General features: G+C 71.0%; 12 protein-coding genes and 1 pseudogene. 5 read left to right on the top strand and 8 right to left on the bottom strand.

What is annotated here, in order from left to right:
- Nucleotides 1-63 precede the first annotated feature (63 nt).
- From ACNHYB_RS10970 to ACNHYB_RS10960, 3 genes and pseudogenes are all read left to right on the top strand, one after another.
- Nucleotides 64-699, top strand: a complete 636-nt coding sequence (locus ACNHYB_RS10970) for a TetR/AcrR family transcriptional regulator (RefSeq protein ID WP_418275381.1) — start codon at nt 64-66, stop codon at nt 697-699.
- Nucleotides 696-1982 (top strand): MFS transporter, encoded by a 1287-nt coding sequence (locus tag ACNHYB_RS10965; protein ID WP_418275380.1) that lies wholly within the window; start codon nt 696-698, stop codon nt 1980-1982. The genes ACNHYB_RS10970 and ACNHYB_RS10965 overlap by 4 nt, the downstream gene beginning before the upstream one ends.
- Nucleotides 1979-2967 (top strand): annotated as a pseudogene (locus ACNHYB_RS10960) (adenosine deaminase). Before ACNHYB_RS10965 ends, ACNHYB_RS10960 begins: the two are co-directional and overlap by 4 nt.
- 50 nt (nt 2968-3017) lie before the next feature.
- On the opposite strand, the gene ACNHYB_RS10955 reads toward ACNHYB_RS10960, so the two are convergent.
- The 5 genes from ACNHYB_RS10955 to ACNHYB_RS10935 form a co-directional block, all read right to left on the bottom strand.
- A complete protein-coding gene (locus tag ACNHYB_RS10955) occupies nt 3018-3785 on the bottom strand; it encodes a polysaccharide lyase family 7 protein (RefSeq protein ID WP_418275379.1) in 768 nt (255 codons plus the stop codon).
- A 444-nt stretch (nt 3786-4229) separates the two neighbouring features.
- On the bottom strand, nt 4230-6176 hold the full coding sequence (locus ACNHYB_RS10950; RefSeq protein ID WP_418275378.1) for a right-handed parallel beta-helix repeat-containing protein: 1947 nt from the start codon (nt 6174-6176) through the stop codon (nt 4230-4232).
- Nucleotides 6177-6428: 252 nt separating this feature from the next.
- Nucleotides 6429-6887: a nitroreductase/quinone reductase family protein gene (locus ACNHYB_RS10945; RefSeq protein WP_418275377.1), complete on the bottom strand. Its 459-nt coding sequence runs from the start codon at nt 6885-6887 to the stop codon at nt 6429-6431.
- A gap of 83 nt (nt 6888-6970) precedes the next feature.
- Nucleotides 6971-8614, bottom strand: a complete 1644-nt coding sequence (locus ACNHYB_RS10940; RefSeq protein ID WP_418275376.1) for a polysaccharide lyase family 7 protein — start codon at nt 8612-8614, stop codon at nt 6971-6973.
- A 449-nt stretch (nt 8615-9063) separates the two neighbouring features.
- Nucleotides 9064-9627, bottom strand: coding sequence for a carboxymuconolactone decarboxylase family protein (locus ACNHYB_RS10935; RefSeq protein WP_418275375.1), 564 nt, complete (start codon nt 9625-9627; stop codon nt 9064-9066).
- A gap of 121 nt (nt 9628-9748) precedes the next feature.
- Here ACNHYB_RS10935 and ACNHYB_RS10930 point away from each other — a divergent pair, with 121 nt between their 5' ends.
- Nucleotides 9749-10354: a TetR/AcrR family transcriptional regulator gene (locus ACNHYB_RS10930; protein WP_418275374.1), complete on the top strand. Its 606-nt coding sequence runs from the start codon at nt 9749-9751 to the stop codon at nt 10352-10354.
- 67 nt (nt 10355-10421) lie between these two features.
- Here ACNHYB_RS10930 and ACNHYB_RS10925 read toward each other — a convergent pair whose 3' ends face one another.
- Genes ACNHYB_RS10925 through ACNHYB_RS10915 form a run of 3 tightly spaced genes read right to left on the bottom strand, consistent with a single transcriptional unit; the run spans nt 10422 to nt 13353 of the window.
- On the bottom strand, nt 10422-11378 hold the full coding sequence (locus ACNHYB_RS10925) for a sugar kinase (RefSeq protein ID WP_418275373.1): 957 nt from the start codon (nt 11376-11378) through the stop codon (nt 10422-10424).
- Nucleotides 11375-12232, bottom strand: a complete 858-nt coding sequence (locus ACNHYB_RS10920) for a fumarylacetoacetate hydrolase family protein (protein WP_418275372.1) — start codon at nt 12230-12232, stop codon at nt 11375-11377. The genes ACNHYB_RS10925 and ACNHYB_RS10920 overlap by 4 nt, the downstream gene beginning before the upstream one ends.
- On the bottom strand, nt 12229-13353 hold the full coding sequence (locus tag ACNHYB_RS10915; RefSeq protein WP_418275371.1) for a LacI family DNA-binding transcriptional regulator: 1125 nt from the start codon (nt 13351-13353) through the stop codon (nt 12229-12231). The genes ACNHYB_RS10920 and ACNHYB_RS10915 overlap by 4 nt, the downstream gene beginning before the upstream one ends.
- 245 nt (nt 13354-13598) lie before the next feature.
- Here ACNHYB_RS10915 and ACNHYB_RS10910 point away from each other — a divergent pair, with 245 nt between their 5' ends.
- Nucleotides 13599-14903 carry an ABC transporter substrate-binding protein gene (locus tag ACNHYB_RS10910; RefSeq protein ID WP_418275370.1) on the top strand — a complete coding sequence of 435 codons (1305 nt, stop codon included), beginning with the start codon at nt 13599-13601 and terminating at the stop codon, nt 14901-14903.
- Nucleotides 14904-14911: the final 8 nt, after the last annotated feature.

Here is a 14911-nt window from a genome sequence, read left to right as displayed (position 1 = left end):
AGGTGCGGTCCCTGGCGAAGCTCGGTGCGTACGATCGTCCGCATCGTGTGTACGATCGTCCGCATGACGACGTCCGGCCACCTCGCCGGCGGGCCCCGCGAGGTGACGGCCTCGCCGCCCGCGGGCCCGGCACGCCCGCGCCGCCACGACCCCCACCGCCGTGACCGCATCGTCGACGCGTGCCTGGACGTCGTCGCCGAGCACGGCGTGGCCGGGACGTCGCACCGCCGCGTCGCCGCCGCCGCGGACGTGCCGCTGGGCTCCATGACGTACCACTTCGCCGGGATGGACGAGCTGCTGCGGGCCGCCTTCAGCCGGTTCGCGGAGCAGCAGGCCGCCGCGTTCGAGCGCCGGCTCGGCCAGGCGACCGACGTCGAGCAGGCCGCGGACGCGGTCGTCGCCCTCATCACCACCGACGTGTTCGCCACCCAGCGCGACCTCGTGCTCAGCCACGAGCTGTACACGCTCGCCGCCCGTGACCCTGCGTTCCGCACCCTGACGAACGCGTGGATGAGCCGTAGCCGTGCCGCGCTCGCCCGGCACTTCGACCCCCTGACCTGCCGCCTGCTCGACGCGTTCGTCGAGGGCGTCACCATCCACCGCGCGCTCGACACCGAGCGCCCCGACGACGCCGTCGTCCGCAGCGGCGTCGCACGGATCCTCGCCCCGGTGACCTCGACGAAGGACCCCGCACCATGACCGTCAGCGACGAGCCGACCGCCGCCGGCCCGACCCGCGCCGACCGCCGGGCACGCGCCGCCGTGTCCGCCATGTTCCTCACCAACGGCGCGCTGTTCGCCAACCTGCTGCCGCGCTACCCGGAGATCAAGGGCGCCCTCGACCTGTCGAACACCGTGTACGGCCTCATGGTGGTCGCGTTCCCCGCGGGCGCGATGCTGTCCGGGCTCGCGGCCGCCGCGATCATCCGCCGGTTCGGGTCCGCCGGGGTCGCCGTCGGCGGCACGATCCTCACGGCGCTGGCGATGGTGGGCGTCGGGTTCGCCCCGTCGCTCGCCCTGGTCGCGCTGGCGCTGTTCCTCGGTGGGGCTTGCGACGCCGTGACCGACGTCGGGCAGAACGCCCACGGCCTGCGTGTGCAACGTCGGTACGGCCGGTCCGTCTTCAACTCGTTCCACGCCCTGTGGTCCGCCGGTGCCGTGATCGGCGGCGGCATGGCGGCCGCCGCCATCGCCCTCGACCTGCCGCTCGGCGTGCACCTGACGATCTCGGGGTCGGTCTTCTGCCTGGTCGCGCTGACCGCGTACCGGTTCCGGCTCCCCGGTCTCGATGCGGAGGTCCGCGCCTCCGACGACGCCGCCGCGTCGGCACGCGCCGCCGAGCGCACGGCGCCGGCGGACGGTGTCACGGACGGTGCCGTGACCGACGTTCCCGCACCAGGTCCGCGGCGCGGCCGCGTCGGTCTGCTGCTGGCGGCGTTCGCCGTCGTCGCGATCGCCGGCGCGATCATCGAGGACGGGGCGAACGCCTGGGCCGCCCTCTACCTGTCCGGGTCGCTCGGTGCCGCGGGGGCGGTCGCCGCCACCGGTTTCGTCGCCTTCATGGCCATGGAGTTCCTCGGTCGTGCCACGGGCGACCGGTTCGTCGACCGGTTCGGCCAGGCCGCGGTGGCGCGTGCGGGCGGTGTGCTCGTCACGGTCGCGATGGGTCTCGCGCTGGCGTTCCCGTCGGTGCCGACGACGATCGTCGGGTTCGCGCTGGCCGGGTTCGGCGTCGCCACCGTCATCCCCGCGGCGATGCACGCCGCCGACGAGCTGCCCGGCCTGCGCGCCGGCACCGGCCTGGCGGTGGTGTCGTGGCTGCTGCGGCTCGGGTTCCTGCTCATGCCGCCGGTGATCGGCATCGTCGCGGACGCGACGTCGCTGCGCGCCGCGCTGCTGGTGCTGCCCGTCGCCGGGATCGCCGTCGTCGTGGCCGGGGCGATGCTGCCGGGACGACGTCGGCCTGGCACGATCGACGCGTGAGAACCACGCTTCCCCACGCCGAGCTGCACCTGCACATCGAGGGGACCCTGGAGCCCGAGCTCGTGATGGAGCTGGCCGCGCGCAACGGCGTGCGGCTGCCGTATCCCGACGTCGCGTCGCTGCGCGCCGCCTACGACTTCACCGACCTGCAGTCGTTCCTCGACCTCTACTACGCGAACATGGCGGTGCTGTGCACGGCCGAGGACTTCGCGGACATGACGCGGGCCTACCTGCGCCGGGCTGCCGCCGCGGGGGTGCGGCACGCGGAGATCATGGTGGACCCGCAGGCCCACCTGGTCCGCGGGGTCCCGCTGGAGACCGTCGTCGAGGGGATCGGCCAGGTCCTGGCGGCCAGCGAGGAGGAGTTCGGCGTCTCGACGCTGCTGATCGCCGCGTTCCTGCGCGACCGGGACGAGGCGGAGGCGCTCGACGTCCTCGAGCGGCTGCTCGCGTCGGGTGCCCCGATCGTCGGCATCGGCCTGGACTCCGCGGAGGTGGGCAACCCGCCGGCGAAGTTCGAGCGGCTCTTTGCCAGGGCCCGTGAGGCCGGGTTGCGCCGCATCGCCCACGCGGGGAGGAGGGTCCGGCGTCGTACGTCGCCGACGCCCTCGACCTGCTCGGTGCGGAGCGCATCGACCACGGGATCCGCTGCCTCGACGACGACGCGCTGGTCGCGCGGCTCGTCGCCGACCAGGTGCCGTTGACGGTGTGTCCCCTGTCGAACGTCGCCCTGCGCGCGGTGGGATCGATCCACGAGCATCCCCTGCCGGAGATGCTGGGACGCGGACTGAACGTGTCGGTCCACTCCGACGACCCGGCCTACTTCGGTGGCCATCTGGACGACAACCTCGCCGCGCTCGACGACGCCCACCACCTGACGGCGGCGCAGCGGGCGACGCTCGCCGCGAACTCGGTGCGCTCGTCGTTCCTGGCCGCCGACCGCCGCGATGCGCTGCTGGCCGAGATCACCGCGGCCACGCACTGACCGCCGGGCGCCGGCTGATCGGCTGGCACCCGGCGGTCGGTGGCACGAGGTCAGGAGTGCGTGACCTGCAGCTTGTAGAGCGTGGTCTGGCCGTAGTTGGTCGTGTCGCACGGCGAGGAGTTGCTGCAGTTCGCCTGGGTGTAGGCGCCGGCCTTGAAGTAGTTGCCGGACGACGTGTGCGCGATCGTCGTCTGCAGGACTCCGTTGTAGTAGACCTTGATCTGACCGCCGCTGACGACGAACTTGCCCTCGAAGACGGTGTTCAGCTTGTAGTTGCTGGTGACGAGTTTGTGGTGGGTGTCGTCGCCCTTGGTGATGTAGAGGCTCGTGCCCTCCAGGCGGAACACCGTGACGTCGTCGTCGCCGTCGTGGATCTGGGCGCCGACCAGGTGCGACTTGTCCTCGGGCAGGTGGTTGAAGGCCTCGCGGAACACCATGGTGTGGGTACCGGAGGTCGCCGACCACGACGCCTTCTCGCTGCCGCCGTCGGTCATCTCGCGCAGCTCGGAGCGGGGGTAGCCCGACCCGGACGTGGTGACGCCGTTGACGGCGGCCCGGAACTGGATGCCGGTGCACTTGGAGTTGACCTGGAACCACGGCTTGGCCGCGAAGGTCTTGAGGCTGGGCTGCTCGATCTCGGTGGGCGAGGTGCCCGACCCGGTGGGCAGGGTGACCTTCCAGTTCGTCAGGTCGAGCTGCTGGGCGGGGTAGTCGCAGGGTGCCGCTGCGGTTGCGGTACCGACGCCCGCGGCCTGGCCGGCGAGGAGGACCGTGGCTGCGAGGAGCGCGGTGATGCCGTGCTTGGTGCGGAGTCTCATCGTGCGATTCCTTTCGAATGCCCTGAGTCTGATGTGGTGCCGAGCCGGGGACGTCCTGCGCTCGTCAGCGCGTGGTTCTGGTCGGCGGCGGTCCGGTGGGCAGGGGACCCGTGCCGGAGACGGCGGTGGAGCGGCGTCGGGGCCTCTGAGCGTGGTGCTCCCCTCAACGGTGAAGTCGAGGCCCTGACCTGGTGCAACGATGCACCGGAGATCTCAGAACTGAAACTAGTTGCCCGGAAGCAACCTGTCAACAGATGGGTGAAAAAAATCTGTTTGCGCAGGTCAGAGGCACAAAATGAGCCTCTCGACACAGGGAGGAGTTGGGATAGATCGTTGCACTAACCCGTGCACTCACCGTGCACTCACCGTGCACCAAGCCGTGCACGAACGACGGGCGACCGGCACTCCTCGTGCCGGCCGCCCGTCGCTCGGGAAGGTGAGGTGCTACTTGACCGTCACGTCGGCGGCGGCGTCGATCTGGGTGTTCGTGCCGTTGCCGCGGACGACGTTGTGCTGGAGCCGGACGTCCTGCCCGGCGTCCACCCGCACCCCACCGGTGTTGGCCGTCACGAGGTTCTTCGTGACCAGCGCGTCGGTGGGGACGCCGCTCGCGTGGCCGTCGTCACCGGGGTCCACCGCGAGGTGCACGCCCCAGAAGTCGTCGGCACGGTTCGCGAGGATCGTGTTGAGCCGGACGACGGTGCCCGGCGCGTTGCGGACCTCGATGCCGGACCGCACGTGGTCGCCACGCCCGCCGGTGACGAGGTTGCTCTCCACCACGGTGTCGGGCGTCCCCATGATGAGCAGGACCCCCTCACGGTTGTTCTTCAGGACGTTGTGGTGGATCCAGTTGCCCGGACCGGCGGCGTCGTGCTGGGTGGAGGTGCCGCCGGTGTTGCCGAGGGCGATCGCCGCGGCCTGTCCGTCGGTGACGACGTTGCCGCGGATCTCGTTGAGGTACTCGTCCTCGCCGTGCAGGTCGATCGCGTCCAGCACGCCGCCGCGGATGCGGTTGTCGGCCACGAGGTTGTTGTGCGTCCAGTACTGGAGCAGCACCGAGTGGCGCAGGTGGGTGCCGTCGAACTCGTTGTCGACCACCACGTTGTGCCGGGAGTCGTCGTCGTAGGCGAACCGGTCCTTGCCGGCGGTGCCCTGGATCGAGACGCCGTAGCCGTTGCCGCCGCCGCCGACGCTGGTCGCGTCGCGGAACGTCGAGTCGCGCACCGTCACGTCACGGCTCTTCTCGATCCGCACGCCCATCTTCTGGAAGCGCTCGACGACGACGTCCTCGACGAGAACCGTGGTGCTGGGCCGGGAGCCGAGGTTCGCGACGACGATGCCGTAGGCCGGCCCGCCCGCCGCGGTGTCGTCCTGGTGGTCGGTGGGCAGGGGGCCGTCGAAGGTGGAGGTCACGGTGAGGTCGGTGATCTGCACGTCCTGGATCCCGTAGCCGCGCAGGACCTTGCCGGACTGGGTGTCCGGGGTGAGGGCGGACACGAGCTGCGTCCGGGACCCCGCGCCCCGCAGGTCGACGCCGCTGCGCAGCGCCACGTTGGTGGTCGGGTCGGAGGGCTCCGTGGTGAGCAGGTCGTAGGTGCCCTTGGGCAGGTAGACCTCGTCGCCGGGCTCGGCGGCGGCGACCGCGGCGCGGATCGCCGCGGCGTCGTCCCCGGTCCCTGCGGCAGGGTCGGCGCCGTGGTCGCGGACGTCGATGGTGCGACCGGTGACGGCGTCGGGCTCGGCGGGCACGTACCGCTCACCGGTCGCGGTGACCAGGCCCGGCTCGGTCCAGGCGACGGCGTCAGGGTCCGGGACGGGCAGGAGGTCCGTCAGGTCGTCGACGACGGCGCCGCCCGCGAACGGCGGGTAGGCGCGGATCTCGGTGACGCTGTTCCAGCCGGACAGGTTGTTGCCGCGCCCGAGGTAGCGCACGTAGCGGGCGTCGGTGCCCGTGGTGGCGTCGCCGTCGAGCACGACCGGCTCGAGATTCGACGAGGTGCCGGAACCGGCCTGGTCGACGGCCGCGGGGTGCCAGGTGGTCCCGTCGGTCGACAGCTCGACGTCGAACAGCGACTGCCGCTCGTCGCCCTTGTGCCAGGCGATCCCGAGGTAGCCGACCGGGTGCACGGCACCCAGGTCGAGCACGAGCCACTGCGGCTCCTCGGGGCTCGCGGTGAGCGATGACCACCGGGTCGTCGGGTCGTCGTCGACGGCGAACTCGGGGAGGTTTCCGTCGCTGCTGAGGGCGCGGACGGCGTCGACGGGCCAGTGGTCGGGTCCCGGTTCCGCGGTGCTGGAGGCAGCTCCGGGCTGGACGGTGGCGGCCGGTGTGGCGGCCGCGGTGCCGGCACCGACGCCGCACAGGGCGACGACGAGTGCGACGGTGGACACGGTTGGTGCAACGATTCGCCATTGGATCATGGCAGGACTGTGGCACCTCAGGAGCGCGAGGTCAACGTTTCCGGCCGAACAAACGTGCGTTCGTGTCGAGGATGCCGCCCATCGACAGTGCATCGATTTACCGCAGAGCGGCGCGCGTCCGTCGTCGCGTGGTCGAGCCACGGTGCGGCGAAGAGGGCAGCGGTGAAGAGGCCGGCGGCGAAGAGGGGCTAGCGGGGGAGGGGGGCGAGGCGGGCCGGGGGATCAGTCCGTGCGGGCCGTCAGCCGGATCACCGGGATCACGCGGTCGGTCTTGGACTCGTAGCCGGCGAACTGCTTGGCCTCGGCCTTGATCCGTGACCAGGCGGCCTCGCGCTCCTCGCCGTGCAGCTCGGTGGCGGTGACGGGGATCGTCGTGCCGGCCCGTTCGATCGTCACCTGGTCCGGGTGCGCGGCGAGGTTGAGGTACCAGGCGGGATTCGTCGCGGCCCCACCCTTGGAGGCCACGATCAGCCAGCGTCCGTCGCCGTCGTCGAACCAGGCCACCGGTGCCGACCGCGCCTCTGCGGTCTTGCGCCCGATCGTCGTCAGGACGAGCGTGTCCATGCCCATGAAGGTCCCGGACGACCGCTTGATCCGACCCGCCACGAGCCGGTTCACGGTGCGGAAGAACCATCCGGGGATGCGCGCGCCGTGGGTGCCTTGCGAGTGGCTGAACGTCATGGCACCACGCTAGCGCGCCCCCCATGCGTCGAGCACGGTACGGACCGGAGGTCCGCACCGTGCTCGACGTGAGGGTCAGCCGGTCAGGAGTGCGTCACCTCGAGGTCGTAGACGGTGGTCTGGCCGTAGTTGGAGCTGTCGCACGGCGAGGAGTTGCCGCAGTTGGCCTGGGTGTAGGCGCCGGCCTTGAAGTAGTTGCCGGACGACGTGTGCGGGATCGTGGTCTGCAGCTCGCCGTTGTAGTACGCCTTGATCTCACCGTCGGCGACGACGAACTTGGCCTCGAACTCGGTGCCCAGCTGGTAGTCGTCGGTGATGAGGTGGTGGTGGGTGTCGTTGCCCTTCGTCACGTAGAGGCTCGTGCCCTCCAGGCGGAACACCGTGACGTCGTCGTCGCTGTCGTGGATCTGCGCACCGACGAGGTGCGGCTTGACCTCGGGCAGGTGGTCGAACGACTCACGCACGACGAGCGTGTGGGTGCCCGACGTCGCGTCCCAGGCGGCCTTCTCGCTGCCGCCGTCGGTCATCTCGCGCAGCTCGGAGCGGGGGTAGCCCGACCCGGAGGTGGTCACGCCGTTGACCGCGGCGCGGAACTGCACGCCGTCGCACTCGTCGTTCACCTGGAACCAGGTGTCCGTCGAGAAGGTCGCCAGGTCCGGCTGCAGGATCTCGGTGGGGGAGGTGCCCGACCCGGTCGGCAGGGTGATCTTCCAGTCCGTCAGGTCGAGCTGCTCGGCGGGGTAGTCGCAACCGGCTGCGGGCTCCGTGGGCTCCTCGGTCGGCTCGACGGGGGGCTCGGTCGGCTCCTCGGTGGGCTCCACGGGGGGCTCCGTGGGCTCCTCGGTGGGCTCGACCGGAGGCTCGGTCGGGGTGGTGCCGGTGCCGGTGTGGGTCACCTGGAGCTGGTAGAGGCTGGTCTGGCCGTAGTTGGAGCTGTCGCACGGCGAGGAGTTGTTGCAGTTGGCCTGCGTGTAGGCGCCGGCCTTGAAGTAGTTGCCCGAGGCGGTGTGCTTGATCGTGGTCTGGAGCTTGCCGTTGTAGTAGACCTTGATCTTGCCGTTCTTGACGACGAACTTGCCCTCGAAGACCGTGTGCAGCTTGTAGTTGTCCGTGACGAGCTTGTGGTGGGTGTCGTTGCCCTTGGTGATGTAGAGGCTCGTGCCCTCCAGGCGGAAGACGGTGACGTCGTCGTCGCCGTCGTGGATCTGCGCGCCGACCAGGTGCGGCTTGTCCTCGGGCAGGTGGTTGAAGGCCTCGCGGAACACCATGGTGTGCTTGCCCGTCGTCGCGTCCCAGGCCGCGCGCTCGGTGCCGTCGGCGGTCATCTCGCGCAGCTCGGAGCGGGGGTAGCCCGACCCGGAGGTCGTCACGCCGTTGACCGCGGAGCGGAACTGGATGCCGGTGCACTTGGAGTTGACCTGGAACCAGGGGTCGACGGAGAAGGTGTCGAGCTCAGGCTGGAGGATCTCGGTGGGGGAGGTGCCCGTCCCGGTGGGCAGGGTGACCTTCCAGTTCGTCAGGTCGATCTTCTGGGCGGGGTAGTCGCACGAATCTGCGGCGGTGGCGGCGGCTGCGGGAGCCGCGGCGGTCACGGCTGCGGGCTTGGCCTCGGCGACGGGCGTGGCCTCGGCCGTGACGCCCAGGCCGGGGATGTGCCCGCTGACGAACGTCGTCAGGGCCAGGACGGCGGCGGAGATGCCGCGTCTCTTGCGGTCGAATGTCAACATCCTGCGATTCCTCTCGGGTGGTCTTCCGGGGGAGCGGAGGCCGTCCGTCGCGGTCGGGCGGGGCGCTCGTCAGCGGTGCCCGCCGTCACGTGGGCGACGGTGGGAGCAAGTCCGCACCGTCGCCGACCTCTGCACTGCACTGCCGGGTCCCGCCCGTGCGCCGCCCTGGTTCCGGGTGGCGGGCTGGACCCGTCCTACGTGGCCACTCTCGCGGTGCATCGCTGCACCGGATCAATCTCCGCAAAAGTAGCCAGGGGCCACCCTGCTGTCAACCATCGCCAGCGATCCTCACCAGGAACGTTGAGATTTCGGGGCTCCTGACGCGGGCCACGCACCACTCGCTCCGCGCGCACATGGTAAATCGATGCACCGTCAAGCAAAGAAAGGTCCGGGTGTCCTGCCGCTCGGCAGGACACCCGGACCCGGGTGGTGCGTGGTGCGTGGTGTGCTCAGCTCGGCACGACGGTGCCGTTCCACTCGTACTTGCGGTTCGGCTCGTCGATCGGCGTCCGGGCGAGGTGGTTGGTGTAGTTCGACATCACCTTCTGGGCGATGCCGAGGACGACCTCGAGCACCTGGCGCTGGGTGAACCCGGCGTCGAGGAAAGCCTGCACGGTGGCGTCGTCGACGTCGCCGCGCTCGCGGACCATCGCCAGGGAGAACGTGCGCAGCGCCTCGAGCCGGGGCTCGTGCAGCGGGGTGCCGTCCCGGAGCGCGTCGATGATCTCGTCGTCGACGCCCATGCCCTTGGCGATCGCCGTGTGGGCGGGCACGCAGTAGTGGCAGGAGTGCTCGACGTTGATCGACTGCCAGACGACCGTGAGCTCCTCGGCGTCGAAGGTGGAGTCCTGGAACAGGCGGTGCAGCGTCTGGTAGCCCTCGAGCAGGCCGGGGGCCTCGGCCATCACCGCGTGCAGGCCGGGGATCCTGCCGAAGTTCTTCTTCGAGGCGGCCAGCAGCTCCTGGCTCTCCTGCGGGGCGGTGCTCTCGTCGTGCAGCGTGAAGTCGACCATGGGGTCCTCCCTCGTCGTCGCGGTACTTCGCGGGTACCCCTATTGTGTACCGAGTGGTACTGAACTAAGCAAGTCGACGGCGCGCACCCGGGCGTGTCGTCGGCGCTCGTACGATGGGGGGATGGGGATGCAGGGGAAGGCCCCGGTGGGACGCCCGCGGGCGTTCGAGGCGGACGAGGTACTCGACCGCCTGACAGCGCTGTTCTGGCGGCAGGGGTACGCGCGGACGTCGATGGCGGACCTCGTGGCGGCCAGCGGCGTGCACAAGCCGAGCCTGTACCGGACCTTCGGCGGCAAGGACGCCCTGTTCGCCGCCGTCCTGCGCCGCTACCTGGACGAGCGCATGGCGATGTTCACCGACCTGATCGACCGGTCGGGGTCCGGCGTCGAGGGCGTGCACCGCTTCCTCGAGCTCTTCGGCATCGACGCCGTCTCCGAGCGGGGCCGCGACGGGTGCCTCATGGTCATGGCCACCAACGAGCTGCGCGGGGAGCTCCCGGGCTACGACTTCGCCGCCGACCACCGTGCGCGCATGCGGGAGGTGCTCGCCACGCTCGTGCGGCGCACGCTCCCCGGTCGGCCCGACGACGCCACGGTGCTGCAGCACCGGACCGACCTGCTGATCACGTTCCTGCTGGGCCTGCACGTGATCATGCGCTCCGGCACGGGGGGCGAGGACGTGCAGCGCTCCCTGGACGCGATGCACCGCGTCGTCGACACGTGGTGACGACGGAGCAGCGGACGACCGGCTACCGGACGACCGGCTACCGGACGACCGGCTACCGGACGACCGGCTACCGGACGACGGGCTCGGTGCTCGTCAGGCGGGCGAGGTCGCCCCGGCGCGGCAGCACCTCCCAGTCCCCGTCGCCGGTGCAGGCGTAGGCGCCCACGGCGGTCGCGGTCGCCAGGCAGGTCGCCACGTCGCGCCCCGCCAGGTGGTCCGCGAGGAATCCGGCGACGAACGCGTCCCCGGCCCCGACGGTGTCCCGGACCTCGACGGGCACGCCCGGCGCGGAGAAGGTGCCCGACGCGGCTGCCGCGACAGCACCCTGCGGCCCGCGCTTGACGACGGCGGTGCCGGCGCCGAGGTCGCGGATCCGCCTGGCGGCGGTCTCGGCGTCCGGCCCGCCGCAGCCCAGGATCTCCGCCTCGTCCGTGCCCGCGAACACGAGCTCGCAGCGCGGGACGACCTGCAGGTAGAGGTCGCGCGCCGCCTGCGCGGTCCAGAGCGACGAGCGGTAGTTGAGGTCAAACGACACCGGGACGCCGAGCTGCGAGGCCCGGGCCACGACGTCGAGCGTCAGCGCCAGGGCCGAGGGCGACAGCGCCGGCGTGATGCCGGTCAGGTGGACCATCGACGCCGACCGCAGCGCGTCGTCGGGCACGTCCCCTGGCGCCAGGCGCGAGCCGGCGCTCCCGGCGCGGTAGTACCAGATGCGCGTCTCCATCGTGGAGCGGCGCTCCTTGAGCATGAGGCCGGTCGGGGCGCCGCCGTCGCGCAGGCAGGTGGTGGCGACGTCCTCCCCGCGCAGCAGGCGTTCCACGAGGTCTCCGGCGGAGTCCTCCCCGACCCGTCCGATCCAGGCGGCCGGGGTCCCCAGGCGGCGCAGACCGATCGCGACGTTGCTCTCCGCGCCACCCATGCCGAGCGACATCTGGGTGCTGTGCTGCAGGGGTTCCGGTCGGGTGCTGCCGACCAGGACCATGGTCTCCCCGACGGTGAGGACGGGTCCGGGGTGCGGTGTCATCGCGGCGCGACCACGCGCAGGCGCTGCTCGCCGAGCCCGTCGATGCCGAGGGTCATGACGTCGCCCGGCTGCAGCCAGGCGGGTTCGGCCATGCCGGCCGCGACGCCGGGCGGGGTCCCGGTGTTCACCAGGTCGCCCGGCTCCAGGACCATGTACTGGCTGAGGTGGAAGAGGATCTCGTAGGGGTCCAGCACCATCGTCGCCGTGGTGCCACGCTGCCGGGGCTCGCCGGACACGTCGAGCCAGAGGCCCAGGCCGCCCACGTCCTCGATCTCGTCCGGCGTGACCAGCCACGGGCCGCACGGGTTGAACGTCTCGGCGGACTTGCCCTTGAGGAGCTGGCCGCCGTGGTCGTTCTGGAAGGCGCGCTCGCTCATGTCGTTGCAGACCACGAAGCCGGCGACGTGGTCGCGGGCCTCCGCGGGCGAGGCGAGGTAGCTCGCACGGCGCCCGACGACGACCCCCAGCTCGACCTCCCAGTCCAGCTGGGTGAACCCGCGCGGTGCGCGCACGTCGTCGTACGGCCCGGACAGGGAGTTGGGGGCCTTGGTGAAGACGATCGGCAGGTCCGGGATGTCGGCGCCGATCTCCTCGGCGTGGTCGCGGTAGTTCAGGCCGACGCAGAGGATCTGGTGGGGGCGCGCGATCGGCGGGCCGACGCGCTGGTCACCGACGGGACGGTCCAGGCCGGCCGCGACCCGTTCGGCCACGACCGGCGCGAGCCGGCTCAGGTCGTCCGCCAGCGTGGACTCGTCCAGGTCGGCCACCAGGTCGCCCACGTCCACGTACCGGCCGTCCCCGACGACGACGCCGGGTCGTTCCGCGCCGGGCGCGCCGAGTCGGACCAGCTTCACCGGGCACCACCGTTCTGGCTCGGGGTCAGGGACGCGGAGGTGGCCGCGGCCGCGGCCGTGGGCGTCGTGGACCCGACGGCGAGGGCCGGCGGCGCGGTCGACTCGCGGACCGCGAGCTCGGGACGCAGGAGCACCGAGCGCCCGGCTTCGCGGGCCTCCTCGGCGAGGACCTCGTCCAGCGCCAGGGCGGCCATGCGGGCGATCGGCTGGCGGACGGTGGTGAGCGGCGGGTCGTAGAGGTCGGCGAGGATGATGTCGTCGAAGCCGACCACGGAGACGTCCCGGCCGACGCGCAGCCCCAGGTCCCGCAGCCCGCGGCAGAAGCCGAGCGCGGTCATGTCGTTGATGGCGACGACGCCGGTGGGGGGTTCCTCGTCCCCGGAGAACAGGGCGTGGGCCGCCTGGCGGCCGACGTCGGCCGCCTCGACGTCCCCGAACGGCGTGTCCTCGATGCCGGTCCACATCGGCATGGCGGAGGGGTCGAGGCCGGCCGCCTCGAGCGCGGTGCAGAAGCCGCGGAACCGACCGGTCCGGTTGACGGACGCCAGCGAGCCGGAGACGAACGTGAGGCGTTCGTGGCCCTGCGAGGTGAGGTGCTCGGCGGCGAGGAACCCGCCCACGTGGTTGTCGATGCTGACGCTGACCACGCTGTCGGGGTCCCCGGGCTGTGCCGGGCGGTCGAAGGTCACCAGGCGCAGGCCGCGGGAGACGACGTCGGCCAGGTGGTCCAGCGACGGCAGGGACGAGCAGAGCACGATGCCGCGCACACCGTCGTCCCACAGCTCCTCGACGTAGCGGCGCTCGCGCTCGGGGTTCCGCTCGCTGTTGCAGAGCAGGACGCTGCACCCGACCTCGAGCGCAGCGACCTCGAGCTCGCGCGCGAAGGATCCCCAGAACGGGTTGCCCACGGACGGGACGATGAGGCCGACGGTCTGGGCACGGCCGGTGCGCAGCTGCCGGGCGGCCCGGTTGGGGCGGTAGCCGAGGTCGGCGATGGCGCGGGTGATGCGGTCCCGGGTGGCGGGGACCATGCGTTCGGTCCTGCCGTTGAGGAGGTTCGAGACGGTACTGGGGGAGACCCCGGCGGCCTTGGCCACCTGCTGGATCGTCACGCGCGTCACGGTTGCTCCTTCGTCGTCAGCGGCAGGCACGGACACCGCAGCGACGGTGCATCGATATAACGACTATAGCGATCCTGGGTGTCTGACTCAAACATCGAGGACCGTGTCCAAACCGCAACATCCGCAGTTTTCCCAGCGTGTTGACGAACTCGATCGTCGGTGCATAGCCTGGTGCATCGTTACACCAACTCCGGAAGACCGGAGCCGGCACAGCCGCCACCCGCACAACACGTGAAGGATCAATGATGATCAGGAAGAGTCACGCCCGGCAAGGCCTCGCGGCCGCCGGTGCACTGACGGCCCTCACCCTGGGCCTCTCCGCCTGCAGCTCGGACACCGCTCCGGCCGAGAGCAGCGGTGACGGTTCGGTCTCCGGGGACATCACGCTGCTCACCCCCATCTTCGAGGGCACCGAAGGTCAGAAGCTCCTCGAGGACGAGCTGCTCCCGCAGTTCTACGAGGAGTACCCCGACGTCACCGTCGCCGTGGACTACACCACCTACGGCAACCTCAACGAGAAGCTCACCACGGCCGCCGTCTCCGGCGCCGTCCCCGACGTCATGATGATGGGCGTCGGCTGGATCGAGGGCTTCGCCGAGCGCGGCCTCCTGGCCGACCTCAGCGAGCTGGGGCTCACCGAGGACCAGCTCCTCGAGTCCTACACGCCCGCGATCGTCGACGCCGGCACCTGGAACGACGGCGTCTACGCGGTGCCGATCATGCTCGACACGCGTTACGGCGTGGCCCGCATGGACCTGCTGGAGGAGGCCGGCTACGACGCGCCCCCCTCGTCGTGGGAGGAGCTCGTCGAGATGGCGCAGGCCCTCACGGTCCGCGACGACAAGGGCACCCTGGAGCGTGCCGGGTTCGACATGCTCTCGCTCGACGCACGTCAGGCCTTCGAGACCATGCTGTTCTCCGCGGGCGCCGACCTGTTCGACGAGTCGGTCACCACCCCGACGTTCAACAGCCCGGAGGGCGTGTCCGCCCTGCAGCTCATGACCGACCTCATCAACGAGTACGAGGTCGAGGACATCGGCTTCTCCTCGACCGACGAGACGGTGAACCCGCTGCTCAACGGCCGTGCCGCCATGGGTATCGCGCACAACAACCTGTGGACCCAGGGCCTCGAGGCCGACCCGGAGATGCTCGACAACCTCGAGCCGTTCGTCATCCAGGGCGCTGCTCCGGGCATGTTCTTCGGCGGCACGCTCGCCACCCGTTCGGCCACCTCCGACCACCCGGAGGCGGCTCAGGCGCTGCTCGAGTTCCTCGCCAGCCCGGACGCCGCCCTCGCGGCCAACGAGCAGCGTGGCAACGTGCCGGCGCTGACCGAGCTCCTCGACAGCGACTACGTGCAGTCCAACCGCTTCGTGCAGTTCTCCATGGAGAACCTCGAGCTGGCCAAGCGTGAGGGTGGCCCGCCCGAGTGGCTCGAGGTCCGTGGTGACTTCGCGCCGGCCATCGAGTCCGCGCTGCTCGGTCAGGTGGAGCCCCAGCAGGCTCTGGACGACCTCGCGAACCTCGTCCAGACCGCGATGGATCGCTGACCACCATG

The sequence above is a fragment of the Isoptericola jiangsuensis genome (genome assembly GCF_048320105.1).
GTDB lineage: Bacteria > Actinomycetota > Actinomycetes > Actinomycetales > Cellulomonadaceae > Isoptericola > Isoptericola jiangsuensis_A.
The sequence above is the reverse complement of the archived record's forward strand: the minus strand, read 5'-3'. Positions and strand labels throughout refer to the sequence as shown.